Origin of the sequence: Streptomyces sp. NPDC059564, assembly GCF_042735575.1 — a bacterium.
Taxonomy (GTDB): domain Bacteria; phylum Actinomycetota; class Actinomycetes; order Streptomycetales; family Streptomycetaceae; genus Streptomyces.
The window spans coordinates 1-26,034 of sequence record NZ_JBHWBP010000089.1; the positions used below are offsets into that span (position 1 = coordinate 1).

Here is a 26,034-nt window from a genome sequence, read left to right on the forward strand (position 1 = left end):
GACAGGCCGGGGGGTTATGGGTCGTGGAGGGCCGGTTCGCCGAGGGCGGCCTGGGCTCCCTGGCGGCTGTGGGCTACGCGGACCTGCCAGGTGCGCACGGTGTCCAGGTGCGCTCCCGTTTCGCGGGCGATCGCTGCGTTGCCCCGCCCCCGGGCAGCCTGCAGCGCGATCTGCGCCCGCAGGCGGTCACGGTGCGGGGTGCTATGGCCGTAGGCCGCTTTCTTGAGCCGGTGCCGTTCGGCGGCGGTCAGGACGATCGGGCGCGCGGGGTGGCTACGGGCAAGGCAGGCAGGCCGTTCAGCAGAAGCGGATCAGGGCACCCGGAGCCTCCCGCATCCAGCCCCGCTGTTGGCCGCCCAGGTCCATCAGTTGATGAACAAGCTGTCCGGCCCGCCGATCCGGCGGATCGCCTCCAGGGGATACGGGGTCTGCCTGCTCTCAAAACGGAACTTGCGGTAGTAGTCCGTCATCACTGCGGCGATCGGGGCGTGGCGGGTGAGGACCGCCGCGACCTGCGACGGAATTCCTGTCGGGGGTTCCCCTCGGGCGCAGGCGTGGACGAACGCGCTGCGCTCGTCCCGCTCGTACCCGTACAGGGCGGTGGCGAGCCACTGCACCAGGTGGGTGACGGTGTAGCAGCGGTCATAGGTCTGGTGTTCGGCGAAGAAGTCGGCCTCCTCCTTCGACAGGTCGAACCGGGAGGAGATCGCGAGGCCGTAGTCCGTGAAGAACAGACGCTTGCCGTCGGTGAGGATGTTCTGGAAGTGGCCATCGAAATGCAGGAGCCCGCGGGCGTTCATGAAAGAGGTTCCGGCCTCAAGTTCCTTCGCCACCATGGTGCATGCCTGCTCGGCCGTCTCATCGTCGGCTTTGACCTGAACGTCCAGCCAGTCGTGCAGGTTCTGCGGGATGTACTCCAGGAACAGTGCGACGCTCGCCGAGGAGTCCCGCAGCGCCTCGATCCGGTGGCGCACCTGCGGTCCGCCTCCCCAGTAGGCGACAGCTTTCTCCACGTCGGCCAGTTGCTCGGGCAGCACCTGCCCGGGGTGCGGCAGCACCCGCCAGTGGTACATCAGCGGAAAGCCCTCATGGTCCTGTGCGAGCACCCAGTTCGTCGTCATGGTGTGCACGGCCAACTCCCGCCAGGCCCCCCATCCCGGGCTTCCGGGAACCCCGAGGCCGGGATGGCAGAAGGTCGGTAGCCCGAAGAGATTCGCCGTGGATTGGACGTTCTCCGGCTGCCTTTCCAGATCGGTCAGCGGCAGCCGCTTAACGAAGACCGGGGTTCCGCCGACCTCCAGCAACGCTGAGGTCCCGCCGATGCCAGAACCCATCGGCGCGGCCGTATCCACAAGGTCGCGCAGTTCGCGATCACTGCACAGCGCCAGCGATGTGGAGACGGCGCTGTAGGTCGCCAAACGCGCACCACGCGACGTGTCGAAGCCCTCGACGGCTACCTCCACCAGGGCACCAACCTCTCTGAAATTCCCGGGCCCGTCCAAAGGGCGCGCACACGCGACGCATAGCCCTGCCCTTCCCCACCTGGCACGGGCGAAGGGCATCCAGGACCCGTTTGTGAACACGGATCCGAACACCCTTTGGACGCACTGTACGTGGCGATCGACACCAAGGTCGGGCGAACACGATGCCCCGGCAGACCGCCACTGCTCAGCGGCTCGGATCTGGTCTGCCTCGCCGTGCTCGAGCTCCATCCGTACCGTCTTGGACGCCCGGACCGCGAACACAGCCTCCAGGCCCAGGGGTCACCCCCCGAAGGACTTCCGGAGCCGACCACTAAGTTCGCGTAGTTCCCCAGGCGCCCGGCTGGTTGGCCGCTTGTGACTCGTCTCGTCAGAGGTCCGCGCGGTGCTCGGCAGCCGATGGGTCATCGACCGAGCCGTAGCGCAAGAGGACGTGGGCCGGGCGGAACGGCAGGTCGTGCAGGATGGGTGCCATCACAGCGAAGAGTGCATCGGCGTCCGGTCCGTAGGCGTAGAGGACGACCTCGCCGCCTCCGTATTCGTTTCCGTCGAACTCACCGACCTCGGCTTGCTCGATTGCCTCGGTCAGCAGGGCCTGGGCCTGGCGGACGACCTCCCGTTGGCTGGGTTCGCCGAAGCCGCTATCGGCCAATCGGTAGCGGGCGATGACGGCATGCTCAACGTCGGGTTCTGCTTCGTCTGTGTCGGCCATGCGAGAAACGATCTCATTCCGGACCGACACCATCGTCGGCCAGCCGTCCGGGACGCGGTCCTAGGTGATGGGCGTTCGCTGACCAGTTCGTAGAGGTCATCGGCCTGGGACGCTCCGAGCTGGCGCATGGCGAAGTCGTCGAGGATGAGCACGTCGGGCCGTACCGGTTCTCGGATCCGCTTGTCCCGGGTGCGGTCCGCGTGGCCGCCGGCGGGGTCCGCGAGGTTCCGGTTGGTCTTGGCGAAGCGGACGCGGGCGCCCTGGCGGACGGCGAGGTGACCGAGGGCCTGGGCGACGTGTGCCTTCCCGACCCGACCGGGCCGAAGAGGACGACCGGCTCGCCGGAATGGAGCCGGCGCAGGGCCCCGAGGTCGCGGATCTGGGCGGCTGGGAGCTTCGAGGAGGCAGTGAAGTCGAACCCTTCCAGGGTGACTCGCTGCTCGAACTTCGCCCGGCCAGGCGTCGTTGGAAGGCGACGGTCTCGCGGCGGTGATCTCGTCCTGGCAGAGGACCTGGAGGAAGTCGAGGTGCCCGAGTTCGCCGCCGTGGGCCTGGGCCAGGCGGGCAGCTTCGCCGTGGACCTGGTCGTCGTGGAGCTCATCCGCCGTCTCGGACGGGGCAACGGAGGCGAACGGCCGTTTGGACCCGTCGAGTGAAGGCAGCGGCCCCCGCGCCCCGGCTCGATTCGGGCTCCGGTTCGGTCTCGGTGCCGGCGATCAGGATGCCCTTGATGGTCCGGTAGGACGGGGCGCCGACCGTGATGGCCCTCGCGCAGGCGGACTCCAGCCTCGCGTCGCCGTACTCCGTCGCCAGCCTGAGGATTCCCTGGGCGGTGCGGAGCCGGTAGCGCGCGTTTACCTCCAGCAGCTCGTCGACGACCGTCCGTCAGGCGTCCCCGATCCCAGTGGCGGAACCACCCGGCCAGAACCACACCCCATTGCCAAGATCACCAACAGCGTCCGGGACGTGTGCCAGAACCCGACAACAGGAGGCACCGCCCATCGGCGGAATGTCGTGCTGGCGGTCTGGACGTTGCCGACCGCCAGGGAACATCGGTGCAGCGGTGCTCCGGACAGCGGGTGGGAGTGGCTCAGGTACAGGCAATCCCGGCGAGATCGATCATGGTCGGCCGGCGCACCGGCCACGGCCGCCTCGGCGATGAGTGCGTCTTGTCAGCTGCCGCCTTGTGACCCGCACACCATCGGGCGAGGCATCTGGGCGACATGGCCGTTTCGGGGCATTTCTACCTATATTGTTCGTGGTCGCGTGCTAGGGATAGCAACCTAAGATCACCGAAATAGGAGGTATGCAAGGATGCGTACAACTCTTCTCCGTGTGACGACCGCGCTGGGTGCTGCGGCGGTGCTGGCTGTCTGCGGCGCCGGCGCGGCCAGCGCCGACGACACGGGGCCGGGCCATTCCGTGGGCAGCTCAGGCTTCGGTAACTCGGGCGTCGGTAACTCGGGCGTTCTCAACGACGGCGTCGGCAACGCGGGCGTTCTCAACGACGGCGTCGGCAACGCGGGCGTCGCCAACTGGGGTCTGGGCAACGCGGGCCTCGGCAACACGGGCATCGGCAGCCACGGCATCGCAAACTCCGGCCTCGGCAGCTCCGGCATCGGCAACTGAGACGGGCTCACGGCCCCGCACCACCGAGTCGCACGACGCGCCCGGCTGACGTCGGCCAATCGACCCGGGCCGCCCGTTCCGTGAGCGGCAGGTCCGGGTGTCTGCCCTCCGTCGCCCGGTGGCCAGGATGACAAGAGCGGAGTGACGAGAGATTGTCGCCCTCCGTTCTGTGGGAGCCCGGGGGTGAGATTCCCCCGGGCGGCCCCACACCCGAGCATCCAGCCGGGTGAGTTCGGGCCACAGGCCGTTTCCGCCATCGGACGAGGCGCGCTGGATCCTGCCATGTGATCAAGAACCTGATGGGGCGCGGCTTGCCCGCACTCACCCTCGCCGCCCTGCCCCTGTTCTGCATCGCCCCCGCCTGCCAGGCTGCGGACCAACATCCGGCCTCAGCCGGACGCCCGGACTGGTTCGTTCTGTTGTGGCGGAGGCCGGACGGCTGAAGAGTGATGGCATGACGATCGGACCCAGTTCTCGTGCTCGCTCGTTCAGTTCCGCCGCGGCTCGGTACGCCGACCACCGGCCTTCCTATCCACCCGAGCTGCTCGACGCCCTGGAGGAGCTGGCCGGATTTGCACTGGCCAGTGCTCGTGTGGCCGATGTCGGCGCAGGCACCGGCATTGCGACCACGCTGCTGCATGCGCGCGGGGCGCGGGTGGTCGCGGTGGAGCCGGGGGAGGGGATGGCTGCCGAGTTCCGTCGCCGCAACCCTCGCGTCCCTCTCGTCCGCGGGGATGGCAACAGACTCCCGTTCGTGACCGGTTCGGTCGATCTGCTCACGTATGCCCAGTCGTGGCACTGTACCGACCCCGCTCGTTCCGTGCCCGAGGCCTTGCGGGTCCTGCGTCCTGGCGGGGCGCTGGCCGTCTGGTCGAACGACCCGGACGTCCAGGTCGGGTGGATCGCAGACCAGCAGGAGCGGATCGAGAAGAGCTTCGGCCCCGGCTGGTACATCAACGAACGTGCCCGTTCGCAGGATGGCCTGGCCTTCGCCACCCGCCTGCTGCGCTGGTCGCGGCGGATCCCGATCGACGCTCACCTGGCCAAACTCTCCACTCACTCGCTCTTCCTGGTGGGTCACCCCGGCACGGAGGCCTTTCTCGCCGCCGAGCGGGAGCGGCTTCGGGTGTTGTTTCCGGCGGGAGAGCTGGAGGAGCACTACGTCGTCGACCTGAGTCTCGCCGTCCGTCCTGGGCATCGGCGCCCCTGAGGCATCGGACATCGGACCCAACGGGCCTGGTCGCTTGCCGGCCAGGTCGTCGTCGAATCCGACCGCCGCGCACAGGCAGGATGCGCACGCCGGGCGGCGTGGCGGGGGCGAGCGCGGCGGGCACGGTGGTCAGTCCGCAGTCCGCAGTCCGCAGTCCGCAGCAACAAAGCAGTTTCGCCAGCCAGTACCGGGCCGTATGGGCGATCTCGGGCCGCTCGTCCAGGCCCGCCGATACCTCCATGAGCCGGTCCGTGCCGGACGGTGAACCGGCGATCCACCTCTGTCCGCGCAGGTCGGCCACATCGACCTTGACACCTTCCCCGGCACCTCCTTTCACTCCGCCCGCTGGAACCACGACGTCGACCTGACCGGACGTCGCGTCGCGGTGGTGGGCACCGGAGCGTCCACCGTCCAGTTCCTCGCCGGGATCCAGCCGAAGGCGGCACACGTCGACGTCTTCCCAAGCACACCCCAGTGGGTGCTCCAGAAGCCCGACTTCCCGCTCGCTCCCCGCCGGTCTCCACCGCTTCCTCGGACACCACCCGGCAGCGCGCCGCGCCCTGTGCGGCCTGCACCACCGGACCAGGAAGCCATCGGCTTACCCCTGCGCCACCCCCACCCGCGCAGCCGCCGTGGAGGGTTCCCAGGCCATCGGCGCCGGCGGCACCCGCACACGGGCACCGCCGTTCCCACCGTCCTGGAAGCACAGCTCCGTTACATCGCCACCGCCCTCACCCACCTCCGCACCAGCGGATACATCGCACTGGACGTCAAGCCCGAAGCGTCCGCACGACTTCACCCCGGACGTCTGCACCTGGACGCTGCCGGGGGCCTCCCGGCCCAAGCCCGCGGCGACCGGAGCGGTCTGGCCGCGTCCCCGCAGGGTGTGTCCTCGTAGGTTCCCGTCCCGCACCCCGGGAGATGTGGGGGGGGCGATCGGGATGACACGGTCGGCCCGACAGTCCGCAAGTGGATCAGGCGTGGCTGCCCGCGTCGGCGAGGATCTGCGCCGCGAGGTCGTGCCGGCCTTCCCGCTCCATGGTGACCGCCAGCCTGCGCAGGAACTCCGACAGGAGTCGGGGGGCCTGGGAAGGCTCGATGGTCTTGCGGCGCAGGGCGATGGCGAGCGCCTGCCGGAAACCGTCGGTGTCGACGTCCATCTTTCGCCTGTAGTAGTCCGAGCCGATCCTGTTCCGGTCGGAGGATCCTGCCACGCTCTGCGGGATCCGGTACTGGGCGGGGATCGCGGGCTCGTACTTGAACCCCGTGCCCCCGGCTGCCATGCGAAGCCAGGTGTGCGTGTCTTCCGAACCGCGGACTTCGGGGAAGGGATGCGCCGTTGCGAGGGTGGTGCGCACCGACACCGTCGACGTCAGCGAGGTGTACCCGGTCTCGACGCCGATACGGATCCAGCCGTTCGGCCCTTCGACCGGCCGGTCGTGGGAGTCGAGGATCTCCTGCACCGACGGTGTCAGCCGTTGCCGGTCGACCGGCTTGCCGTTCTCGTCGATGACGACGAAGGGGGAGTAGAGGAAGTCCACTTCCGGATGCTCGGTGAAGATCCGCCGCGTCCGTTCGAGCCGTTCCGGGTGCGCGATGTCGTCTGCGTCCTGGAAGAGGACGAGTGGAGCTCCCTGCCCGGCGGCCCAGCGGACTCCGGCGTTGCGGCAGAAGCCCTGTCCTCGGTTGACGTCCTGCTGGAGTACGGTCACACGCTCGCGGTCCGTATCGGGTATCGCCCGGACCCGCTCGCGGTTCCTCCGGTCGGGCGATCCGTCATCGACGATGACCAGGCGCCATTCGGGGTCGGTCTGCCCGCGAAGGCTCGCGACGGCCTGGAGTAGATGCTCGTAGGCGTCGGGGCCGTCGCCGTAGTACGGCATGACGAAGGTGGCCGTGCCGGGCGTGGGGCGATCGCGGTCCATTGACTGTGGTCCTTCCGGAGGAGCTTGAGATGCCGTGGCAGGTGTGGTGCTGGCCGGTGGCGCCGATCAGAAGCCGGGCCACTGGGTGAACCGACCGCCGATGTAGCGGGCGTCGGGGTCGGCCGGGTCCAGGGCGCCGTGCCTGGCCAGCACGGTGTCGGCGTAGTCTTCCGCGTCGTCCTCGGGTTCGTAACCGAGGCGGCGGGCGGGGGTCAGGTCCCACCAGGCTCGGGTGTTGGCGGAGATGCCGTACACGACCTCATACCCGAGGGCGGGGGTGCGCAGCAGTGCGTCGAAGAGCCGCGCCGCGTCCGCGGGGCTGAGCCAGGTGGCCAGGGAGAGGACGTTGGTCGGCTCCGGGTAGCAGGATCCGATCCGCACCGATGCGACCCGCATGCCGTGGCGGTCCGCGTAGAGGGATCCCAGGGCTTCGCCGAAGACCTTGCTGACTCCGTAGAAGGTGTCCGGACGCGGGCGGACGCCGGTGGTGGCGTCACCTTCCGTGCGTTCGTGGAACCCGACCGCATGGCTGCTGCTCGCGAAGAGCAGGCGGGGCACACCGGCGCGGCGTGCCGATTCGAACACCTGGTAGGTGCCGTCGATGTTGGTGTGCAGCAGGTCGGTGAACTCGGCCTCACCGGAGATGCCCGCAAGGTGCACCACCGCGCTCACACCGGCCATGGCCCCTGCCAGCGCCTCGGGATCCGTAATGTCGCCGCGTACCCATTGGGCTTCCTCCCCGGGAGGCGCGGGTTCCAGGTCGAAGGACCGCACCGTCCAGCCCAGCGCGGTCAGTCCGGGGCGGAGCATCCGGCCGATCCGGCCTGCCGCACCGGTGAGCAAGATCTCCGGCACTGGGTAATCCCATTGATGATCAGTCACCCGTTGATCCTGGGGCACCGGGGTGTGCGGTGCCCAGCAGGGTTTCCGTCGAGTTGAGCCCGGGGCGGCAGGTCCAGAGGTGGGGGCGGTGCCGAGGGCGGGTAGACCTTCTGCAACGCCTTTGGCCGGGGCGAACGTTCCTGCCGAGGAGCCGAACGGCCCTCGCGGTCGGCGTCGTCCGTGGTCTTGCGTGCGCCGCCCCGGACGAGGTCCTCGTCAACGGAATCGGCCAGAGCGTCGCGGGCCGGAAGCTCAGGAGTCGCCGCGTCAAGGCACACGAGGTGCGGCGCCGGGATGTCGGCGCGGGTCTGGACAGGACCGGGGCGGCGTGACCGCCTAGGGTGGGATGCATGAGGCTGCTGGTGACCTCCGACACCCACGTGCCAGCCAGGGCCAAGCATCTGCCGCAGGCCCTCCTGGCATGCGTGGACGAGGCGGACGTGGTGATCCATGCCGGTGACTGGACCGACGAGGCCACGCTCGACCTGCTGGAGTCCAGATCGCGCCGCCTGATCGCCGTGTACGGCAACAACGACGGGCCTGCTCTGCGCCACAGACTGCCGGAGGTCGCCCGGGCCGAACTGGGCGGACTGCGCTTCGCGGTCGTCCACGAAACCGGCCCGGCCGTGCGGCGCGAAGCGCGCTGCGCCGAACGCTTTCCCGGCGTGGACGTCCTGGTCTTCGGCCACAGCCACATCCCGTGGGACTCGACCGGCCCCGGCGGGATGCGCCTTCTCAATCCGGGTTCACCGACCGACCGCCGACGGCAGCCCCACCACACCTTCCTGACCTTCACCGTCGCGGACGGCGAACTGCGCGAGACCACCCTGCACCGACTGCCCGGTAAGGAGTAACAAGCCACTGCCATCAGCATCGGTGTGTCGCCTGCTCGCCTGCTCGCCTGCTCGCCTGCTCGCCTGCTCGCCTGCTCGCTTGCGGCAGCCGGGCCCTGCGCCGCTACCTGCAGGGGGATCCGCACCGGAGCCGCTGAAGTGGTCAAGGCCGGACGGCGCCTCCACCGGAGGTCGGCGAGCCCCTACGGCCGGCTCTGGATCACTGCTGCCGTGCGGGGCCTCGGGGCCAGCGCCGCGCGCAGCGCCGGGACGAGGACGTGGCGGCTCTCGGAGGGGGTGAGGGCCGCGGGGGTGGGGAGGGGGTTGAGGTAGCGGGTGTAGATGAGGCCGCCGAGGATCGTCACGACGGCCGTGGCGCGGGCGGTCGCGTCCCGGCCGCCGAGAAATTCAACGAGCCGGGCCAGCAGCTCACGTTCGAGGTACTCGCGGATCACCTCGGCGGCCTCGTCGCCCTGGGAGGTGAGCCGTAGGAAGCCGGCGTCCTCCCACAGGCCCGTCACCGCGTCGATGAGGCGGCCTGGGAGGGTGGCCGGGTCTCCGCCGAGGACTTCGTCCACCGTCAGGGCGTTGGCGCACTGCAGCTGCATGACGTCTGCGAACAGGCCCTTCTTCGAGCCGAAGTGGTACGCGATCAGCGCCGGGTCGACCCCGGCGTCCCTCGCTATCGCGCGCAGGGTGGTGCCCCGGTAGCCGTGCTCCAGGAAGAGCGCGCGGGCTGCCGAGACGATCGACTCGCGGGTCGGTGGGTTGCCGCGGGGGCGGCCTCGGGTGCGGGCGGGGGCGGGGGCGCTGTTATTCATCAGCGTTGAGCCTGCGTTCGGTGATCGGCACAGTCAAGGGCGTTCCGGGAACCACACGAAGGGATGACCCGACACGATGCGTATCGCAGTCTTCGGCGCCAACGGACCCACCGGCCGCCGCCTTACCGACCAAGCCCTCGCCGCCGGCCACGAGGTCGTCGCCGTGACCCGCAGGCCCGGCTCCCTCCCCGCGCGGCCCGGCCTCACCGTGGCCGTCGCCGACGCCACCGACCCGGTGGCCGTCGACACCGCGATCGACGGGACGGACGCCGTCCTCTCCGCACTGGGCGCGCGCTTCAGCAAGGAGATCATCACCACGTACTCGGCGAGCGCCACCGCCATCACCGGGGCCATGGCCCGCCACGGCATCACACGGCTGCTCACCGTCAGCTCCAGCATCGCCGACCCGAACTGGCTTCCCACCGGCGCGCATTTCTTCAACCATGTGCTCGACCCGCTGGTGAACCGACGCCTCGGCCGCACCCTCCACGAGGACATGCGCCGCATGGAGGCCGTGATCCGTCAGACGGACCTCGACTGGACCCTCGTCCGGCCCTCGGGCCTTTTCGACCACCCCGTCGTCACCGGCTACCGCACCGCGGAGACCAGCGCCGACGGCGTCTTCACCGCCCGAGCCGACCTCGCCGCGAGCATGCTGCGCGAGCTGGAGGAGCGGCGGTACGTCCGTACGGCCATGGGCGTCGTCACGACGGCAGTGAAGCCGAACATCGCCAAGCTGATCTGGAACGAGGGCGTGAAGAAGCCGTGAGCGGGGCGAACCTCGAACTCCCCACCGCCATGCGGGCGTTCCTGGCTCGTCCGCGGACGGCCACGCTCACCACCCTCCGCCCCGACGGCACCCCGCACGTCACCCCCGTCCGCTTCACCCTCGACGCGTCGACGGGCATGGTCCGGGTGACCACCCGGGCGCGAGCCCGCAAGGCGCGGAACGTGACGGAGGGCGGCCCGGCGGCCCGTGTCGCGCTCTGCCAGGCGGACGGCTTCCGCTGGGTCACCCTCGAAGGCCGGGCCGCCGTCACCGACGACCCCGCACGCCTGGCCGAGGCGGTCCGTCACTACACCGCACGCTACCGCGCCGCCCCGCCCGCCCCGCTGGACCTCGTCGTCATCGAGATCACGATCGACCACGTCCTGAGCCTCAACCTCTGAATCCTCCGTACTGAAAGCGAAGTGACACCGCGATGCCGACCGTCCCCGTTCTCGAGTCCACTGTCCACTACCGCGAGTCCGGCGACCCGGACGGGCTGCCGTTCGTCTTCCTCCACGGCAACCCCACCTCCTCCCACCTGTGGCGCAACGTCCTGCCGGGTGTCGCCGCGCCCGGGCGCCGCCTGCTGGCTCCCGACCTCATCGGGATGGGCGACTCCGGCAAGCCCGACCTCGCCTACTCCTTCGACGACCACGCCCGCTACCTCGACGCCTGGTTCGACGCCCTCGGCCTTGACGCGGCCGTCCTCATCGGCCACGACTGGGGTGGCGCGCTCGCCTTCGACCGCGCCGCCCGCCTCCCGGGTGCCGTCCGCGGCCTCGCCTTCACCGAGACCATCATCAAGCCGCTGGTCGGAGACGAGTTCCCGCCTGCCGGGAGGGAGTTGTTCACCCTCCTGCGCACCCCCGGGGTGGGTGAGGAGATGATCCTGGAGAAGTCGCTGTTCATCGAGGGGCTCCCGGACACGCTCGCCACCTCACTCGACCCTGCCGACCTTGAGGTCTACCGCCGCCCCTTCCCGACCCCGCACAGCCGCCGTCCGGTACTGGCGTGGACGCGCATGATGCCGCTGGACGCCGAGCCCGCCGACGTAGTGGCCCGGATCGAGCGCTACGACGCCTGGCTGGCCGCCAGCCCCGAAGTTCCCAAGTTGCTCGCCGCGTTCGAGCCGGGCCCGGGCGCGATGACCGACCGAGGGGCCGTGGCCTGGTGTGAGGCGCACATCGCGGGCCTGGAGGTTTCCCGCCACGGCCTGGCAGGCCACCACTCCCCGGAGGACCGCCCCGAGGAGCTGGCGGCGGCGATCAACGCCTGGGCCGACCGCCACGCGCTGTCGCGCCAGTAGGCGTCCTCGACCACGGCGGTGCCGTCCATGAGCGCCTGGGGACAAGGGTGAGGCGTACGGGTCGGGTTGGCGCGGCGGCGCCAGAAGCCTCGTGGAGGAGCCGGCTGAACGTTCGGGTGGGCGGGCGCGGTCCCGTGACCGGTTCATGGTTACTCCCGAGGTCTGTGCCTTGTTCGCGTTCAAGCGGGGTTTACCCAGCGCTACCGCCATTGGTGGCGGTTGCGCGAAGACATCGCCGCGCTGGGCGGTGTCCTTCGTGTCAGGCCGGGGGGCGAAGTCGCTTCTCTTTCATGATCATCAGGCGCAGAATGTTCAGCATGACGACGACACGGGTGATCACACAGCAGGCCATCGGCGGCTCGGACGTGCTGGAACTCGCCGAGATACCCCTTCCCTCGCCGGGCCCGGGCGAGGTCCTGGTGCGCGTACGGGCCACCGGTATGAACCCTGCGGACTGGAAGGTCCGTATCGGCAAGGTGGACTTCTTCGGCCCGCCGCCGTTCGTGCTCGGCCACGAGTTCAGCGGCACGGTGGAGGCTATCGGCGAGGGCGCCACCCGCTTCGCCGTCGGCGAGGAGGTCTACGGCTGGACCATCCCGCCGCACGGCAGCCACGCCGACCACGTGGTGGTGACCGAAGACCGGATCGCGCCCAAGCCGCGCACCCTCGACCACGTCGGCTCCGCCGCGCTGCCGATCTCCGGCTTCACCGCCTACCAGGCCCTGGTCACCCTTTCCGACGTACGGCCCGGCCAGCGGGTGCTGATCCACGGCGCGGCCGGCGGCGTCGGCCACCTCGCCGTGCAGATCGCCAAGGCCCGGGGCGCGTACGTGATCGGCACGGCGCGTGCCGCCAAGCACGACTACCTGCGCGGGCTCGGGGCCGACGAGCTGATCGACTACACGGTGGAGGACTTCTCGGCCCTGCGCGGCATCGACGCGGTGCTGGACACCATCAGCAACGACTACGGCCCGCGTTCCCTGCCCACCCTCAAGCCGGGCGGCATCCTCGTCGACGTCGTCGGCGTCGGCGTGGACCGCACCGAGGTGACGGCCCGAGCCGCCGAACTCGGCGTACGGTTCGTGGAGTTCTTCCTGGAACCCACCCCCGCCGTGCTGACCGCCTTCGCCGAACTCGTCGACACCCACGGCGTACGTCCCACGATCTCCGAGACCCTCCCGCTCGCCGAGGCCGCGAAGGCCCACGAGCTCAGCGAAACCGGCAGGGTCCAGGGCAAGATCGTCCTCGTGCCGTAGTCCCGGCATCCTGAATCCACCAGGTCGAGAAGGCGGGTGCCCCGACTCCGGCTGAACTCGCCGGGTCAGGTGCCCGGTCCTCGCCTGTCCATGGCGTCGGCCCCCGACCAGCCGCATCTGGGCGGGGCCGACGCCATCCGCGTTTGGGCTGCCCGCAGCCACGCCGTCATCGTCTCCCACGCCCACATCCGACCTGCGGGTCAAGGGAATCGGGACCGACGAGGTCACCGTATCGATCGAGCGGACACCGTCCTGCGCGGTACGAAGTCCCAGCGCCCCCACCTCGCCGAATGGTCCGGCCGATCCCGACCCCTGTCGGAACTCCAGCGCGCAATGCCTCCGCTGCTCGTCCCGCCGTGCGGCGGCTGCCGTGGGCATGATGACCTGCGGCGGAGAGGCCTGTTGGCGGGCTGCGGACGGGGCTGGACGGGGATGAACGCAACCAGAACCGCAACCAATATCGCCGAACTCGCTCTACTGGACGAGGAACCTGGTGACCTGCCGCGCCACGCTCTCCGGGTCGGCGTCCGGCGGTAGCGGGAGCGCGCCACTGACCTGCAGTGCCGTGAACCCGTGAACCAGTGACCAGGCCGCCAGCGTGGCGGTCTGTTGGTCCCCGTCGTCAGTGCGGGCGGCCAGGAGGGCTGCGCCGGCGCGCAGTGACTCGGCCGCGCGGGCCCGGGCGGCGGTCAGGTCGGCGGAGTCCGTGCGGCACAGGGCGGGCTGGAACATCACCTCGAAGTGCCCACGATGGGTCAGCCCGAACCGAACGTAGGCGACGCCGACCTCGGCGAAGTCGCCGGTCCGTTCCCAGGTGGCGTCGAGCGCGTCGGCGAAGAGGCCGAACCCTTCGACGGCCACTGCGGTGAGCAGGCCGGCCTTGTCGCCGAAGTGGTGGGCGGGTGCGGCATGGGAGACCCCGGCCCGTCGGGCAAGGTCGCGCAGGCTCACCGCGGCGGCACCGGATTCCTCGATGGCCTCGACAGCCGCGGTCAGGAGCGCGTGGCGAAGGTCGCCGTGATGGTAGCTCTGGCGGTCTGCCACGGGGCGGGACGCGGAGGCGGGGGTTGTCATGGGATCGACCCTAACCCAGATCTAGGCATTGACAAGTTGAGCGCGGTCGGCGAATCTTTCCAGTGTCAAGATGTGGGAATCGGAAGGATGAACAGGCAATGGCTCCCTTGATCGTGCTCGTCGTCGGCTGGATCCTGGCCCGCCTCGCCGGACTGCTCGGCCTCTCCGTCCTGGATGGCTGGCAGCCCGCGTTGTGCGTCGCGTTGGCATTGATGTTCACGCTCACCGGCGTTGCCCACTTCACGGGTCGCCGAGCCGAGATGATCGCCATGGTCCCGCCTGCGCTGCCCAGGGCGGACCTGCTGGTGACGGCCACCGGCCTGCTCGAACTGGCCGGAGCGGGCGGCCTGCTGCTTCCTGCGACCCGCCCCTTGGCCGCGATCGCGCTCACGGTCATGCTGCTGGCGATGTTCCCCGCCAACGTCCACGCCGCCCGGTCCGGGCTCATGCTCGACGGGAAGCCGGTCATGCCACTGGTCCCGCGGACGTTCCTCCAGGTGGCGTTCGTGGCAGTCTGCGTCCTCGCCGCGCTCTAAGTTTGCGATTCAACGGGGCGCAATGCCCCGGCCGTGGTCCGCCACGGCCGTTGGACCGTGACCCCGTCCGGCCGTGTGAATCGCACGTCCATATGACGCGGATGCCCCCGCTCGCCTTTGCCCGATCCCGGAACACGGGCAGACCGCCTCTGCTCCCAGTGGAGGGGCCACCCCTCTGCGCAGATACGTCGATCCACACGATGTGGTGAACACCGTCCAGCCGTAGACGGTGTGGTCGTGTGAGCTGGCAGTTTGCGGTGGTGGGGCGTTCTTGCCGAAGGTGTGATGCCGATTGCCAATGAAGGGCGGCCGTCGATGTGACAGTGCGGTTGGCGCCGAGTCCGTAGGCCTTCGGTGAGGAGTCGGCCCGGCCGTGGCGCCGCCTTGGTGCACTGCCGGATTCTAGGAGTCGGCCAGGGCGGCGTCGATCATGCGGCGGGCCGTGTCGGTCAGTTCGGCCGGGTCCGGGGACGGGCGGGAGCGGGCGAGGGCGCCGGCGAGGCGGTCGTAGAGCAGGCCGTCGGTCCAGGCGGCGAGCAGTTCGGCGGACTCCTGCGGCCGTTCCGCGCCAAGGGCCGAGAGGATGGCGGCCGCACGGGCCCGGGCGCCGAGGCCGGCCTGATGGAGCTCGGCCTCCAGTTCCGTGTTCCGTGCGGCTTCCAAGCTCAGCTCGAAGCGTGCGAGTTGGCGCGTCCGGCCGGCGGTCAGCCACCGGTGCAGCAGAGCGCCGAGTGCCCCGGCCGCCGCATCCCGGTCGGACGCCGGCGCGGGGGCATCGCCGTCGAGGTCCGCCAGGTCGAGTTCGGCCAGCCTGCGGTAGCAGGCGCCGATCAGCGCCGTCCGCGTGCGGAAGTAGTACGAGGTGCTCCCCGCTGGCAGCGCCGCCGCGCTGTCGACCGCGCGGTGGGTGAGCCCCCGCAGGCCGACGGCGGCCACGAGGTCGATCGCCGTGTCTGCGATCAGCGTTCGGCGGTCAGGGGCGGTCGAGGGCCGCTGAGGGGTGGACATGAGCACACTCTACAACTGTAGAGTGGACCGCAGGTCCTCTACGGATGTAGAGGGTCTGCGGGTGATAGGAGGGTGTGCCATGTCGGAGCTTGAGCGTCATGCTGTGGTGGCGGGTGCGGGGATCGGCGGGCTCACGGCTGCCTTGGCCCTCCACCGCCGGGGCTGGCGGGTCACCGTCTGTGAGCGGGCGGCCGGACCGGCCACCGTCGGCGCGGGCATCGTCCTCGCCCCCAACGCCCTGCACGCCTTGGACACCATCGGCTTCGACCTCGCCGCCGCAGTCGGCAGTTCCGTCCCCACGGGGATGGGAGGCCTGCGCCGCCCGGACGGCGGCTGGCTCAACCGCGCCGACGCCACCGCAATGGCAGCCCGCTACGGCCGGCCCCCACTCGCTCTGCACCGCTCGGCCCTCGCCGAGGCATTGGCCGCCGCGCTGCCCGAGGGCGCTCTCACGTATGGGGCCGCCGTCACCGCCGTGGAGGAGGCCGGCGGCCGCACGGTGGTCCGTACCGCCGCCGGGGACCTCAGCGCCGATGCAGTCATCGCCGCCGACGGCATCCACAGCACGCTGCGCCGCCAGCACTTTCCGGACCACCCCGGCCTGCACTACAGCGGGGAGACCGCCTGGCGCACCGTGCTGCCCGGCGGGGCGGTGACCGAATCCTGCGAGACCTGGGGGCGCGGTGAGCGCTTCGGGATGGTCCCGCTCGCCGACGGCCGGGTCTACCTCTACGCCACCGCCGTCGTCCCCGAGGGGTACCGGCCCGCGGACATCCGCGCCGAGCTCCTGCGCCGCTACGGCACCTGGCATGACCCGATCCCCGTCCTCCTGGAACGGATCGACCCGGCAACGGTGCTTCAGCACGACCTGTACGACCTGGCCGCCCCGCTCCCGCGTCTCCATGACGGCCGCATCGCCTGGATCGGGGACGCCGCGCACGCCATGACCCCGAACCTCGGGCAGGGCGGCTGTCAGGCGGTCGAGGACGCCGTGGTCCTGGCCCACCTGCTGGAACGCGTCGACCGGGCCGGGGCCCCGGCCGCCCTCGCCGCCTACACCCGGGCGCGCCTCAGCCGCACCGACGCCCTCCGGGTCCGAGCCCGCCGCGCGGGCCGGGTCGCCGGCCTTGCCCACCCGCTGGCCGTGGCCGCCCGCGACCTCGCCGTCCGCGCGACCCCCGCCCGGACCACGCGGCGCGCCCTGGACGACCTGTTCGGCGGGTTCACTCTCCCGGCCCGAGCGGATGGACGTGGCCCCGGTCCAGCTGACTGAGCTGCTCCGAGAGGACCACATTCCGAGGCAACCCTGCGGCATCCCGGCGGGCCCGGTGGTGATCGGTGGGATGCCCGGAGGGAGTCCGGCGCGTGGCCGACGGCCACGATCGCAGGCTGCCGGGCCACGGTTCAGGTCCGCGTCGTGAGTCGCGCGACTGCCGCGTCGTATCGTGCCCGGAGTCCCGCATCCGCCGATACCCGCAGCAGCACGCCGAGCGCCCGTACCGCGCCGTCCTCGTAGCCGGACGACTCCGCCTCCCGGGCCGCCAGGTCGAGTTGCCCGATGCCCTCGGTCTCGTCCCCGAGCCCCAGCAGCGCTTCTCCCCTCACCATGAGCAGCAGGATCCGGGGCACGTCGGCCGTGCCCGATCGATCGTCGAAGGCCAGGGCCTCGGTCGCCGTGTCGAGGGCCTGGCGCCATTTTCCGGCGTCGGCCCAATGCCGGGCGAGGTGCTGCACGGCCAGTCGCTCGATGGTCCGGTCGCCGGCCTTGCGCGCCAGCTCCACCGCCCGCTCGCATCCCTGTGCGGCCTGGTCCAGGTCGCCGAGCGCCGCTTGCGCCACGGCAAGGACGATCAGGGCGTTCGCTTCGGCCATCGCGTCACCTGCCCGGGAGGCGAGTGCGGAGGCGGCCTCCAGGTGAGTCAGCGCCTCCGGGATGCGCCCTTCCTCGGTCAGCACCCAGCCGAGCACGTTCATCACCCGTGACTCGCCGTGCTGGTCGGCATCGGCCCGTGCCGCCTCGAGTGCGGTCTCCAGGAGGGGGACCCAGCCGTCCCGCACGCGCCACACGATCAGCGGCCACAGCGTCAGGACGATCCGCCAGGTCCTGCCGTGCAGTCCTGCGGCGTGGCCCGCGGCCACCGCCAGCGTGAGGTCGTCCCGCTCGGTCGCGTACCAGGCCACGGCGGCGGACCGGTCGGCGAACTCCCGCACGGCGGCGGGTGGCAGATAGTCCGCCGGCAGCGGGAAGCACTCCTCGTTGCCGGGCTCGGCCGCCGCCACGGCCGCGAGGCCCGTGGCGATGTAGTGGTCGAGCATGCGCTCGAGTGCATGGGGTCCGGCGTCCAGGCCGCGTGCGTAGAGCCGCACGAGATCGTGCATCGTCCATCGGCCGGGCGCCGTCTCCGTGACGAGGTGCGCGGCGGCCAGCCGCTCCAGGGACGTCTCGGCGGCTTCCGGGTCCGTGTCCGCCAGGGCCGCCGCCGCATACCGGTCGACGTGCGTACCGGGGTGGCAGCCGAGTTGGGCGAACTGACGGGAGACGTGCCGCGGGAGCTGTTGCAGCGTCAGGCGCAGGGCCGCCCGCACGCCGGTGTCCTCCACGTCCAGCAGACTCAGCCGGCGCGTCTCGTCGGACAGCTCGGCGGCCATCGCGGCCAGCGACCAGCCGGGCCGTCCCGCCAGCCGGGCAGCTGCCACCCGCAGCGCGAGGGGCAGCCCGCCGCACAGCTCGGCCAGCCGTCGCGCGGCCACCGGCTCCGCGCGTACCCGTTCCGTGCCGAGTACCCCCGCGAGGAGCATCGCGGCGTCCTGCGGCCCGAGCACGTCCACGGCAACGGGCCGGGCGATGTCGGTGACGATCAGCCCCTGCAGCCGGTGTCTGCTGGTGACGACGGTAACGCAGCGGCGACCGCCTGCGAGGAGCGGCCTGACCTGCTCGGAGTCACGCGCGTTGTCGAGTACCACGAGGAGCCGGCGGTCGGCGGCGAGCGACCGGAACAGCGCGGCCGCGCCGTTCGCCGACTCCGGTATCCGGCCGTGCGGCACGCCGAGCGCCAGCAGGAACTCGCGCAGCACCTCCATGAGGGCGGGCTCGCCCGTGTCGCCGAAACCGCGCAGGTCGGCGTAGAGCCGTCCGTCGGCAAATCCGGCACGGCCGTGGTGGGCCCAGTGCAGAGCGAGGGCCGTCTTCCCGACCCCGGCGGGCCCGGTGACCAGACAGACGGGCGCCTCGCCCTCGGCGGCCCGGGACAGCGCGGCGAGCTCCGGCGCGCGCCCGTGAAAGCCACGGGGCGCGCGCGGCAGCAGATCGGGCACACCGGGCTGCGCAACGGCGTCCGGTACGGCGGCAGGTGGCGGAACGTCCGTCGTGGCGGCCGGGCGGGGCCGGCCCAGGCTCGCGGTGTGCTCCAGCTCCCGGGCACCGGCGGCGTCCAGGCCCAGGGCCGCGGCCAACGCCTGCACGGTGCGGCGCTGCGGCCCCCGGGTGTGTCCGCGCTCCATATAGGAAAGCGCCCGCACACTCACCCCCGCGGCATACGCCAGCTCCTCCTGGCTCAGCCCGGCGCCCGTCCGCAGACGGTGCAGAAGCGCGCCGAAGCCGCCGGTGGCCGGTGTACCGGTGCCCATGTCTGGATGTCCCCTGGTCAGTGCGGCCCAGCCGGAACGCCGTACCTCTCCCGCAAAAGTATGCACGACCTACTTTTGCAGGTGAAACGTACTGTTCCACCCCTATCCCACGGGGTTGGCCAGAGGCGACACCGGCATGGAGCGGACCAACCCGTGCGGCCCGATCCGTCAGCCCCGGTTGGTTGCCAACCGGGCCGGAACAGGACCCCCTGTAGCGCGCGCCAGCCCGGGGCCCTGATCGTCTCCTTCTCGGTTGGCGGCGCAGGGCTTCGACGCAGTCACGTGGCATCTGCGCAAGGCCCCTGCCACCGTCCGCAGCTGGCCGGACATCTCGCACCCGGCATACAGCGTCGGCACGCAGTACCCGAACGGCAAGGCGCCTTGGACCATCTCACCAGGGCCGGCGACAGCCGGTATCGCTCGGGATCAGAATGCGATGTCGGCCAGGACGGACAGCAGAGCGTCCAGGGCAAGGGGATAGCCGTGTTGAGTGGCGGCGGCGAAGCCGACAAGCAGGCCTGGCGTGTCGGCCGTCGGCCGGTGGTAAAGCTCGGTGAGGCCTCGGATCGCGATGCCCCGGATCGCGCATTCGGCCAGGAGCCGGTCCTCGGAAGGGCCCTTGGCGGGGAAGGCGACGAGGGTGTGCAGGCCGGCCGGGACTCCGTGCGGAGTAAGGAGAGGAAAGGCGGCCAGCCGTTCGAGTAGCAGTTCGCGGCGGCGACGGTAGCGCAAGCGGGCCGCGCGGATATGGCGGTCGTAGGCGCGCGTGGCGATCAGGTCGGCGAGAACGAGCTGGCCCAGACTCTCGGTATAGAGGTCGGTCTCCCGCTTGGCCTCCACGACAGGGCCCACCAAGTCGGGCGGCAGGGCCATCCAGGCCAGACGCAGGGCCGGGCCGAGAGCCTTGGACGCGGTGCCGCAGTAGACGACATGGCCGGGAGCGAACCCCTGCAGGGCGCCGACGGGCTGACGGTCGTAGCGGAACTCGCCGTCGTAGTCGTCCTCCACGACCAGTCCACCCGTGGAACGCGCCCATTCGCACAGCAGATGACGGCGCCGAGGGTGCAGAGGGACCCCGGTCGGGTACTGGTGGGACGGCGTGACGATCACCGCTCCGGTTCCCTGCGTCAGCGTCTCGACGCGAGCGCCGTGGCCGTCCACGGCCAGCGCCGGGGTGATCAGTCCGGCTCGCTGGACGATCTCGCGGTAGACGTTGTGGCCTGGATCCTCCATGGCGACGGCCGTGACGCCCCCTGCCCCCAGCAAGCCGCTCAGTAGTTGTACCGACTGGTAGAACCCGGAAGTGATCACTATCCGGTCCGGGGTGGTGATCACTCCTCTGGTCCGCCCGAGGTAGTCCGCGAGGGCGGCGCGCAGCTCGGGCCGTCCCTGCGGGTCGCCGGCGCCGAAGACATCGGGCCGAGCCGAGGCCAGCACCCGTCGGGTCGCACCGAGCCAGGCGCGAACGGGGAAGGCGCTCACATCGGGAAGCCCGGGACGCAGGTCGCACTGGGGGACGGCCGCCGCGGGGACGGGACTCGGCTGGAGCGGGCCGGAAGCCGGTACGTCGGCGACGCTGGTGCCTGAGCCGGCGCGAGTGGTCAGGTAGCCCTCCTCTGCCAACTGGTCATAGGCGGCAGTCACAGTGCCCCGCGAGAGCCCCAGTTCCACGGCCAGCGCGCGCGTGGAGGGCAACAGGATCCCTGAAGCCAGTCGCCCGCTCCGGATCGCCTCGCGCAGGGAGGACTCCAGACCGAGCCGCCGCCCACCTGCAGCATCGACCTCAAGATGAAGGTCCAGTCCGACACTGGACCAATCATTCGCCATGAAACTGGATCTTACCTGTGGTCCGGTTGCCGCCTAGATTCACGCAGGAGCCCGCACAGAAGACGCGGGGACGCGCACCCCGGTCACACCGAGATCCGGGGCCGCCGAGCGAGGACCTCGAGCCATGGCCGTGATTGCCCACCTGAGTGACACCCACATCGACGACGAGCGCAGCATCGTCCGTACCAGGACCGTGATGGACTACCTGGAAGCCCTTCCCTGCGACCTCGATGCCATCGTGGTGACCGGAGACATCGCAGACCACGGCCTCTTGGCCGAATACGAGCAGGCACGGGAATTGCTCCGTTCCCGCCACCCGGTGCTGGTCTGCCCGGGCAACCATGACGATCGCGCGGCCTTCCGGCAAGGGCTGCTCGGTCAGCCCGGATCGACGGCTCCCATCAATCAAGTGCATCGCGCCGCCGGCTTCTCCATCATCCTGTGCGATTCGTCGATACCAGGGAAGGACGAAGGGTTCATCGATGACGAGACCCTGGTCTGGCTGGAAGACGTTCTCGCCCAGAGCCCAGGCGACGTACCCGTCCTCATCGGTTTCCACCACCCGCCGGTCCTTCTGCACACCCCCTTCGTCGACAGCCTGCGCCAGTTCGGAGAGCAGCGGCTCGCCGCCGTCGTCGATCGGCACCCCCAAGTCGCCGCGCTCCTCTGCGGACACGCGCACACTGCAGCCACGGCAACTTTCGCAGGCCGCCCCCTCGTAGTGGCACCCGGCGTCGTCTCGACCCTCCGGCTTCCCTGGGAGCAATACGCCCACCCGGCGGACCACGTCCACCTCGACCTTCCCCCTGGTCTTGCTTTCCACGTCCTGGACGAAGCAGGGATCCTGACGACCCACTACCGGAGTGTTGCCAGCTGAGACAGCAGACAGGCCGCGGCCGGTGTGTCGGTGACGAGTTCGGTGCGCATGGTCGGCGATGGCCCAGCCGGCCAGGCGGCGTGAGCACAGGTCGATGGCGGTTGCCCCGCATCTCGGGGGCCATCATGCCCACCATCTCGGCCTGCCAGGTGCCGGGACCGGTCGACGGTGAGTACCCACGCCAGGGCGGCCAGCAGCACCATCAGGGACCACACGACCGCCAGGTCACGCGCGGGTAGGAGCACTACGGGCCGCGTCGGCGCCGACGGGGGCAGTCGGAGGTGGGGCATGGGATGCCCTCCCAAGGGCTCGGCTGCCTGCCGCCCCAGGCGTCAGTGGCGCGTCTGCGGGCATCGCGAGCAGAGCTGTCGCGGCGGCCGGGTGCCGAGGCCTCGGCGTGAGTCGCGCGAGGGTGTTCGGGTCAGGGGTGTTTCCGAGCGGTGGTGGCCTCGCGAGGGGCTGTAGAGCGTCCGTTCGGGTGGCGTCATCCCTTCGTTGACCGTAAGTGCCGCTGGAAGTACGTCGGTCCGTGCTGTGCTGTGGCCTCAGCCCGAAGCCGGTCTTGCGCGGGTCCGCCCGCTGTTCGTGGCTGGTCCGCCCCAACAGCGAAGGAGGACTGATGTCGCGCCATCGGAAGGATCGGCGAAGCCGGAGTGTGATCGGCCAACTGCTCGTCTCCGCAATCTTCGTGACCGTGGCTCTGCTGGACGTCTCCGGGGCTCACGCCGCTGCGGTCCACTCCAAACCGAAGCCCGACTGGGACGCCGTCGCCCGCTGCGAATCCGGCGGGAACTGGCGGGCGAACACCGGCAACGGCCATTACGGCGGATTGCAGTTCACCCAGTCGAGCTGGAACGCGGCAGGAGGTCGCGCGTACGCACCACGCGCCGACCTCGCCACGAAGGCGGAGCAGATCGCCACGGCGAGGAGACTCGCCAAGATTCAGGGCATGGGGGCGTGGACCTGCGCACGCCGCCGCTGAAAGGCACGCTCCGACAGGGGCGGCGGGGGCCGCGCTGTCGGACTGGTACCGACCGGACGTGCCGACGGTCAGCAGTTGTTGCCCACCGCATCCATCTTCCCGCCGAACCGGCCTTGGTAGTTGGAGGCGTAGTCGCCGACCCGGACGGGATGGCAGTCCTTGCCGGTCGCCCAGTCGATGAAGGCACCGGTCCTGTTGGCTCGGAACGAGCCGACGTGGTCCACGAATCTGCTGGGCAGGTCCACGTAACCGCCGCGCCAGACGTACACCTCGCCGGTCCCGTCCTGGAAGCGCCACAGGCAGATGGCGTTGCTCGGGCACGTGGGCAGGGCCTGGGCTGCTGTGGGAGAGCCGAGGGTGGCCAGTACGACCGTCCCGGCAACGAGCAGGGTGCGCACGGTGCGTGCCCTCATGTGCTTCTCCTTCGTGGCCTTGTCCCCCCCATCGTCCTTGCACGTGTGAGGCCTTGGGAAGGCGGCCTGCCCCAAGGCTGTGGAGTTCCTGAAGTCGGCTTGGTCCGGCGACCGAGCGGTTCGGGGTGGCGCCGGACGCCCGGCTCTTCCACAACGGCGGTGCTCAAGGCCCGGATCGGCCCGACAGCACGAGCTCGGCCTCCGGCACGCCGGGGTCGGGACCGGTCCCCGCGGGCAGTACCGCGATCACCGCCTGGCGGAGCAGCTCCAGGTCGAAGACCCCGCGGTAGACCTCGTGTCGCCGTATCCGGCCGTACTGTGCTGCCGCACCCCCGGCTCCGGTCAGGGCGGCTACGTACTCGTCCCTCGGTCCGGAGCGCACGGCGGGGCAGCGCCGGGATGTGGTCGGCGGACCGAACAGCTCGATCGCGCGCCGGCACTTCCAGCAGGGCCTCCCGCCGATGGTCCTGTGCGTGTCCGCTCGGGACCCACTGCCCCGTGTCGCACGCGCGGTATCTTGCCGCTCCGTTGAAGATCCGCTGCGTCGCCGAATCTGCCGGACCGTCAGTAGGCCGTGTCCCGGCCGGCGGATCCTCCGGTGCCGGAACGCCCAGGCACACAGGGCTGGTTCGGCCCGACTCGTTCTGCCTCATGCTCAAGTTCTTCGAGATCGAGGCCCGGTGCCCGGAGTTCCCCAGGACTCCGGGGCCAGGTACCGGTGTTCACGCCCCGGTGCTCCCGCTGCCCCGCTCGACCGGGATCCACAGCTGGGAGTCGGTCTCCGCGCCGATCTCCACCGGTTGTGTCCGCAGGAGCTCCGGACCTGGCCGGCTCGCGTACAGGTTCGAGGGGAACCACTGGGTGAACACGTCCCGCCACAGCTCCTGGAGGGCGCTCGGATAGGGCCCGTGGTTGTCGAAGACCGCCCAGGTCCCCGCCGGCACGTCGAGGGCTTCGAGCTCCTCGGCGGCCGCCTCGGGACCGGTCACCGCGCCGATCCAGTAGTCCACCTCGGCGCCCTCCTCCCGGCTGTCGGTCAGGTGCACCACCGCCGACAGGATCCCCTCCGGCTCCTGGCCGGCCAGCTCCTTCATCCGTACGATCGCCTGCTCGTCCAGACTCTCCAGGTGCGCCGCGGCGGCCGCGTTGAGCCCCTCGTGCACGAGGGGGACCCGGGCCTTCCTGCCGACGACCCGAAACGACTCCTTCTCCACGATCCGGTACCGCATGGTCGTACTGCCTTCGACGACCACACGGAAGGACATGCGCGCCTGTGCCGTGAGCACCGCGCCCGTGCGCCGGGCTTCGCCCGGCCCGATGCCGTGCACCGACCGGAATGCCCGCGCGAACGCCTCGCCCGAGCCGTACCCGTACCGCAGCGCGACGTCGAGTAGCGTCAGCTCCCCGGCCAGCACCTCGGCCCCGGCGAGCGTCATCCGCCGACGCCGCACGTAGACCGGGAGCGGCATCCCGGCGAGCGCGGAGAACAGCCGCCGGAAGTGGTACTCCGACACCGCGGCGATCCGGGCCACCTCGGCCATGTCGACTTCCTGGTCGAGGCAGGTCTCCAGGTGGTCCAGCGCCTGATTCAGCCGCTCCAGCACGCGTATCCGTCCTTCCTTCTCGTGTCCCCACTCGCACATGCTCGACGAGGGAGACCGGGGTGTTCCCCGTGTGGCCAAGCTACCGACACGGCCGGTCTTCGGATCGCGCGGCCGGCAGGCCGCCTTGCCGGAGTAGAGGATGAGGATTTTGATCGCGCCCCGCCCGACAAAACCAGTGCGGGAATTGTTGGGCGGGAAACCCTGGCGTTACCCGAGGCTTACGCCCATGACTGTGATCAAGGGATTGTGCGAGCCCCGGTTTGCCGAAGTCCGTGAGGCGCTTTCCGCTTTGCTCGGCAAGGACGACGGGGGTGCCTCGGCGGCCGTCTATGTTGACGGCGAGCCGGTGGTCGACATCTGGGGCGGGTACGTCGATGCGGACCGCTCCGTCAGCTGGGAGCGCGACACCCTCACCGGCGTGAACTCGACGACCAAGAACGTGACCGCCCTGTGCGCGCTGATTCTGGCCGACCGGGGCGAGCTCGATCTGTCCGCGCCGGTCGCCGCCTACTGGCCCGAGTTCGCCGCGGCCGGTAAGGAGGACGTGCTGGTCCAGCACGTCCTGTCGCACACCGCGGGACTGCCGGACCTGTCCAGGCTGACGGCGGTCGAGGAGCTCTACGACTGGGAGAGCGTGACGGCAGGGCTGGCCGCGCAGGCGACCGAATGGGAGCCAGGAACGGCCGCCGGCTATCACGCGCTCACCTTCGGTTTCCTCGTGGGGGAGATCGTCCGCCGCATCACCGGCCGCAGTCTTGGCGAGTTCTTCGCCGAAGAGGTGGCCAAACCGCTGGGCGCGGACTTCCACATCGGGCTCTCCGCCGATCATGACCATCGCGTCGCACCGCTCATCCCGCCGCCGTCACTGACCGACGAGTACGCTGCCAGCCCACCGCCAGGACCGGACGGCACACGTCGGGAGAACACCGGTGCCGCGATCAGGGTCAAGGACGCCAACTCCGTGGCCTGGCGCCGCGCGCAGATCCCTGCGGTGAACGGTTTCGGCAACGCTCGCTCCGTCGCCCTCGTCCAGTCGGTATTGGCGAACCAGGGTTCGGCCGGCGGCGCTCGACTGCTGTCCCCGCAGGGTTGCGAGCCCGCGTGGCAGGAGGTGTTCCGCGGCGACGACCGCGTGCTGGGGACGCCGATGTCCTGGACGGCGGGCTTCGGTAAGTTCGGCAACACCTTCGGCTGGGGTGGCTGGGGTGGCTCGCTGGTCGTGAGCGATCCCGGTGCACGCATGACGGTGGCCTATGTCATGA

The 26,034-nt window shown here is 70.6% G+C and carries 25 protein-coding genes and 2 pseudogenes; 13 read left to right on the plus strand and 14 right to left on the minus strand.

The window, feature by feature from the left end; translation table 11 throughout:
* Positions 1-365: 365 nt before the first annotated feature.
* From ACFV0Q_RS17500 to ACFV0Q_RS17510, 3 genes and pseudogenes are all read right to left on the minus strand, one after another.
* Positions 366-1,463 (minus strand): protein kinase family protein, encoded by a 1,098-nt coding sequence (locus tag ACFV0Q_RS17500; RefSeq protein ID WP_385006177.1) that lies wholly within the window; start codon positions 1,461-1,463, stop codon positions 366-368.
* Between the two features lie 388 nt (positions 1,464-1,851).
* On the minus strand, positions 1,852-2,133 hold the full coding sequence (locus ACFV0Q_RS17505) for a hypothetical protein (protein ID WP_385006179.1): 282 nt from the start codon (positions 2,131-2,133) through the stop codon (positions 1,852-1,854).
* Positions 2,067-2,761, minus strand: a pseudogene (locus tag ACFV0Q_RS17510) (ATP-binding protein). The gene ACFV0Q_RS17505 and the pseudogene ACFV0Q_RS17510 overlap by 67 nt, the downstream one beginning before the upstream one ends.
* Between ACFV0Q_RS17510 and ACFV0Q_RS17515 the strand changes: the two are divergent.
* The 3 genes from ACFV0Q_RS17515 (at position 2,721) to ACFV0Q_RS17525 (ending at position 5,032) form a co-directional block, all read left to right on the plus strand.
* Entirely contained in the window at positions 2,721-2,849 is a 129-nt protein-coding gene (locus ACFV0Q_RS17515) for a hypothetical protein (RefSeq protein WP_385006226.1), read from the plus strand. The pseudogene ACFV0Q_RS17510 and the gene ACFV0Q_RS17515 sit on opposite strands and share 41 nt — an antisense overlap.
* A 679-nt stretch (positions 2,850-3,528) precedes the next feature.
* Positions 3,529-3,822, plus strand: coding sequence for a hypothetical protein (locus ACFV0Q_RS17520; protein ID WP_385006181.1), 294 nt, complete (start codon positions 3,529-3,531; stop codon positions 3,820-3,822).
* Between the two features lie 454 nt (positions 3,823-4,276).
* Positions 4,277-5,032: a class I SAM-dependent methyltransferase gene (locus ACFV0Q_RS17525; RefSeq protein ID WP_385006183.1), complete on the plus strand. Its 756-nt coding sequence runs from the start codon at positions 4,277-4,279 to the stop codon at positions 5,030-5,032.
* A gap of 46 nt (positions 5,033-5,078) precedes the next feature.
* Here the strand turns inward: ACFV0Q_RS17525 and ACFV0Q_RS17530 are convergent.
* The 3 genes and pseudogenes from ACFV0Q_RS17530 to ACFV0Q_RS17540 form a co-directional block, all read right to left on the minus strand.
* A pseudogene (locus ACFV0Q_RS17530) lies at positions 5,079-5,339 on the minus strand (LysR family transcriptional regulator); the annotation flags it as partial.
* Positions 5,340-6,006: 667 nt separating this feature from the next.
* A complete protein-coding gene (locus ACFV0Q_RS17535) occupies positions 6,007-6,957 on the minus strand; it encodes a glycosyltransferase family 2 protein (RefSeq protein WP_385006185.1) in 951 nt (316 codons plus the stop codon).
* A gap of 66 nt (positions 6,958-7,023) precedes the next feature.
* A complete protein-coding gene (locus tag ACFV0Q_RS17540; protein WP_385006187.1) occupies positions 7,024-7,812 on the minus strand; it encodes an NAD-dependent epimerase/dehydratase family protein in 789 nt (262 codons plus the stop codon).
* A gap of 377 nt (positions 7,813-8,189) precedes the next feature.
* Between ACFV0Q_RS17540 and ACFV0Q_RS17545 the strand changes: the two genes are divergently transcribed.
* On the plus strand, positions 8,190-8,693 hold the full coding sequence (locus ACFV0Q_RS17545; RefSeq protein ID WP_385006189.1) for a metallophosphoesterase family protein: 504 nt from the start codon (positions 8,190-8,192) through the stop codon (positions 8,691-8,693).
* 182 nt (positions 8,694-8,875) lie between these two features.
* Here ACFV0Q_RS17545 and ACFV0Q_RS17550 read toward each other — a convergent pair whose 3' ends face one another.
* Complete coding sequence (locus ACFV0Q_RS17550; protein ID WP_385006191.1) at positions 8,876-9,493, minus strand: TetR/AcrR family transcriptional regulator; 618 nt, start codon at positions 9,491-9,493, stop codon at positions 8,876-8,878.
* A 76-nt stretch (positions 9,494-9,569) separates the two neighbouring features.
* Between ACFV0Q_RS17550 and ACFV0Q_RS17555 the strand changes: the two genes are divergently transcribed.
* The 4 genes from ACFV0Q_RS17555 (at position 9,570) to ACFV0Q_RS17570 (ending at position 12,824) form a co-directional block, all read left to right on the plus strand.
* Positions 9,570-10,262, plus strand: a complete 693-nt coding sequence (locus ACFV0Q_RS17555; RefSeq protein WP_385006193.1) for an NAD(P)-dependent oxidoreductase — start codon at positions 9,570-9,572, stop codon at positions 10,260-10,262.
* Between the two features lie 29 nt (positions 10,263-10,291).
* The gene (locus ACFV0Q_RS17560) at positions 10,292-10,663 is read left to right on the plus strand and encodes a pyridoxamine 5'-phosphate oxidase family protein (protein ID WP_385006224.1); all 372 of its coding nucleotides are present in this window, start codon (positions 10,292-10,294) and stop codon (positions 10,661-10,663) included.
* 32 nt (positions 10,664-10,695) lie between these two features.
* Positions 10,696-11,568: a haloalkane dehalogenase gene (locus ACFV0Q_RS17565; protein WP_385006195.1), complete on the plus strand. Its 873-nt coding sequence runs from the start codon at positions 10,696-10,698 to the stop codon at positions 11,566-11,568.
* Positions 11,569-11,885: 317 nt separating this feature from the next.
* A complete protein-coding gene (locus ACFV0Q_RS17570; RefSeq protein WP_385006197.1) occupies positions 11,886-12,824 on the plus strand; it encodes an NADP-dependent oxidoreductase in 939 nt (312 codons plus the stop codon).
* 474 nt (positions 12,825-13,298) lie between these two features.
* Here ACFV0Q_RS17570 and ACFV0Q_RS17575 read toward each other — a convergent pair whose 3' ends face one another.
* Positions 13,299-13,898, minus strand: coding sequence for a TetR/AcrR family transcriptional regulator (locus ACFV0Q_RS17575; protein ID WP_385006200.1), 600 nt, complete (start codon positions 13,896-13,898; stop codon positions 13,299-13,301).
* A gap of 98 nt (positions 13,899-13,996) precedes the next feature.
* On the opposite strand from ACFV0Q_RS17575, the gene ACFV0Q_RS17580 reads away from it, so the two are divergent.
* Positions 13,997-14,434 (plus strand): DoxX family protein, encoded by a 438-nt coding sequence (locus tag ACFV0Q_RS17580; protein ID WP_385006202.1) that lies wholly within the window; start codon positions 13,997-13,999, stop codon positions 14,432-14,434.
* Between the two features lie 402 nt (positions 14,435-14,836).
* Here the strand turns inward: ACFV0Q_RS17580 and ACFV0Q_RS17585 are convergent, their stop codons facing one another.
* Positions 14,837-15,442: a TetR/AcrR family transcriptional regulator gene (locus tag ACFV0Q_RS17585; protein ID WP_385006204.1), complete on the minus strand. Its 606-nt coding sequence runs from the start codon at positions 15,440-15,442 to the stop codon at positions 14,837-14,839.
* Positions 15,443-15,521: 79 nt separating this feature from the next.
* Here ACFV0Q_RS17585 and ACFV0Q_RS17590 point away from each other — a divergent pair, with 79 nt between their 5' ends.
* Entirely contained in the window at positions 15,522-16,715 is a 1,194-nt protein-coding gene (locus ACFV0Q_RS17590) for an FAD-dependent monooxygenase (protein ID WP_385006205.1), read from the plus strand.
* A gap of 131 nt (positions 16,716-16,846) precedes the next feature.
* Here the strand turns inward: ACFV0Q_RS17590 and ACFV0Q_RS17595 are convergent, their stop codons facing one another.
* Together ACFV0Q_RS17595 and ACFV0Q_RS17600 are read right to left on the minus strand one after the other, a co-directional pair.
* Positions 16,847-19,069, minus strand: a complete 2,223-nt coding sequence (locus tag ACFV0Q_RS17595; RefSeq protein WP_385006207.1) for a helix-turn-helix domain-containing protein — start codon at positions 19,067-19,069, stop codon at positions 16,847-16,849.
* Between the two features lie 426 nt (positions 19,070-19,495).
* The gene (locus ACFV0Q_RS17600) at positions 19,496-20,896 is read right to left on the minus strand and encodes a PLP-dependent aminotransferase family protein (protein WP_385006209.1); all 1,401 of its coding nucleotides are present in this window, start codon (positions 20,894-20,896) and stop codon (positions 19,496-19,498) included.
* A gap of 124 nt (positions 20,897-21,020) precedes the next feature.
* Between ACFV0Q_RS17600 and ACFV0Q_RS17605 the strand changes: the two genes are divergently transcribed.
* The gene (locus ACFV0Q_RS17605) at positions 21,021-21,773 is read left to right on the plus strand and encodes a metallophosphoesterase (protein WP_385006211.1); all 753 of its coding nucleotides are present in this window, start codon (positions 21,021-21,023) and stop codon (positions 21,771-21,773) included.
* A gap of 619 nt (positions 21,774-22,392) precedes the next feature.
* Complete coding sequence (locus ACFV0Q_RS17610; RefSeq protein WP_385006213.1) at positions 22,393-22,755, plus strand: transglycosylase family protein; 363 nt, start codon at positions 22,393-22,395, stop codon at positions 22,753-22,755.
* Positions 22,756-22,823: 68 nt separating this feature from the next.
* On the opposite strand, the gene ACFV0Q_RS17615 is transcribed toward ACFV0Q_RS17610, so the two are convergent.
* From ACFV0Q_RS17615 to ACFV0Q_RS17625, 3 genes are all read right to left on the minus strand, one after another.
* A complete protein-coding gene (locus ACFV0Q_RS17615; protein WP_385006215.1) occupies positions 22,824-23,168 on the minus strand; it encodes a peptidase inhibitor family I36 protein in 345 nt (114 codons plus the stop codon).
* Between the two features lie 163 nt (positions 23,169-23,331).
* A complete protein-coding gene (locus tag ACFV0Q_RS17620) occupies positions 23,332-23,550 on the minus strand; it encodes a hypothetical protein (RefSeq protein ID WP_385006217.1) in 219 nt (72 codons plus the stop codon).
* A 340-nt stretch (positions 23,551-23,890) separates the two neighbouring features.
* Complete coding sequence (locus ACFV0Q_RS17625; RefSeq protein WP_385006219.1) at positions 23,891-24,772, minus strand: GyrI-like domain-containing protein; 882 nt, start codon at positions 24,770-24,772, stop codon at positions 23,891-23,893.
* Between the two features lie 226 nt (positions 24,773-24,998).
* On the opposite strand from ACFV0Q_RS17625, the gene ACFV0Q_RS17630 reads away from it, so the two are divergent.
* The coding region (locus tag ACFV0Q_RS17630; RefSeq protein WP_385006221.1) for a serine hydrolase domain-containing protein at positions 24,999-26,034 on the plus strand (1,036 nt) is incomplete at its 3' end.

Bases quoted from the DNA above. Each gene is read 5' to 3' on its own strand.
- ACFV0Q_RS17525 (WP_385006183.1), top strand. From the start codon at position 4,277: ATGACGATCGGACCCAGTTCTCGTGCTCGCTCGTTCAGTTCCGCCGCG.
- ACFV0Q_RS17535 (WP_385006185.1), bottom strand. From the start codon at position 6,957: ATGGACCGCGATCGCCCCACGCCCGGCACGGCCACCTTCGTCATGCCG.
- ACFV0Q_RS17545 (WP_385006189.1), top strand. From the start codon at position 8,190: ATGAGGCTGCTGGTGACCTCCGACACCCACGTGCCAGCCAGGGCCAAG.
- ACFV0Q_RS17550 (WP_385006191.1), bottom strand. From the start codon at position 9,493: ATGAATAACAGCGCCCCCGCCCCCGCCCGCACCCGAGGCCGCCCCCGC.
- ACFV0Q_RS17555 (WP_385006193.1), top strand. From the start codon at position 9,570: ATGCGTATCGCAGTCTTCGGCGCCAACGGACCCACCGGCCGCCGCCTT.
- ACFV0Q_RS17560 (WP_385006224.1), top strand. From the start codon at position 10,292: ATGCGGGCGTTCCTGGCTCGTCCGCGGACGGCCACGCTCACCACCCTC.
- ACFV0Q_RS17565 (WP_385006195.1), top strand. From the start codon at position 10,696: ATGCCGACCGTCCCCGTTCTCGAGTCCACTGTCCACTACCGCGAGTCC.
- ACFV0Q_RS17570 (WP_385006197.1), top strand. From the start codon at position 11,886: ATGACGACGACACGGGTGATCACACAGCAGGCCATCGGCGGCTCGGAC.
- ACFV0Q_RS17575 (WP_385006200.1), bottom strand. From the start codon at position 13,898: ATGACAACCCCCGCCTCCGCGTCCCGCCCCGTGGCAGACCGCCAGAGC.
- ACFV0Q_RS17580 (WP_385006202.1), top strand. From the start codon at position 13,997: ATGGCTCCCTTGATCGTGCTCGTCGTCGGCTGGATCCTGGCCCGCCTC.
- ACFV0Q_RS17585 (WP_385006204.1), bottom strand. From the start codon at position 15,442: ATGTCCACCCCTCAGCGGCCCTCGACCGCCCCTGACCGCCGAACGCTG.
- ACFV0Q_RS17590 (WP_385006205.1), top strand. From the start codon at position 15,522: ATGTCGGAGCTTGAGCGTCATGCTGTGGTGGCGGGTGCGGGGATCGGC.
- ACFV0Q_RS17595 (WP_385006207.1), bottom strand. From the start codon at position 19,069: ATGGGCACCGGTACACCGGCCACCGGCGGCTTCGGCGCGCTTCTGCAC.
- ACFV0Q_RS17600 (WP_385006209.1), bottom strand. From the start codon at position 20,896: ATGGCGAATGATTGGTCCAGTGTCGGACTGGACCTTCATCTTGAGGTC.
- ACFV0Q_RS17605 (WP_385006211.1), top strand. From the start codon at position 21,021: ATGGCCGTGATTGCCCACCTGAGTGACACCCACATCGACGACGAGCGC.
- ACFV0Q_RS17610 (WP_385006213.1), top strand. From the start codon at position 22,393: ATGTCGCGCCATCGGAAGGATCGGCGAAGCCGGAGTGTGATCGGCCAA.
- ACFV0Q_RS17615 (WP_385006215.1), bottom strand. From the start codon at position 23,168: ATGAGGGCACGCACCGTGCGCACCCTGCTCGTTGCCGGGACGGTCGTA.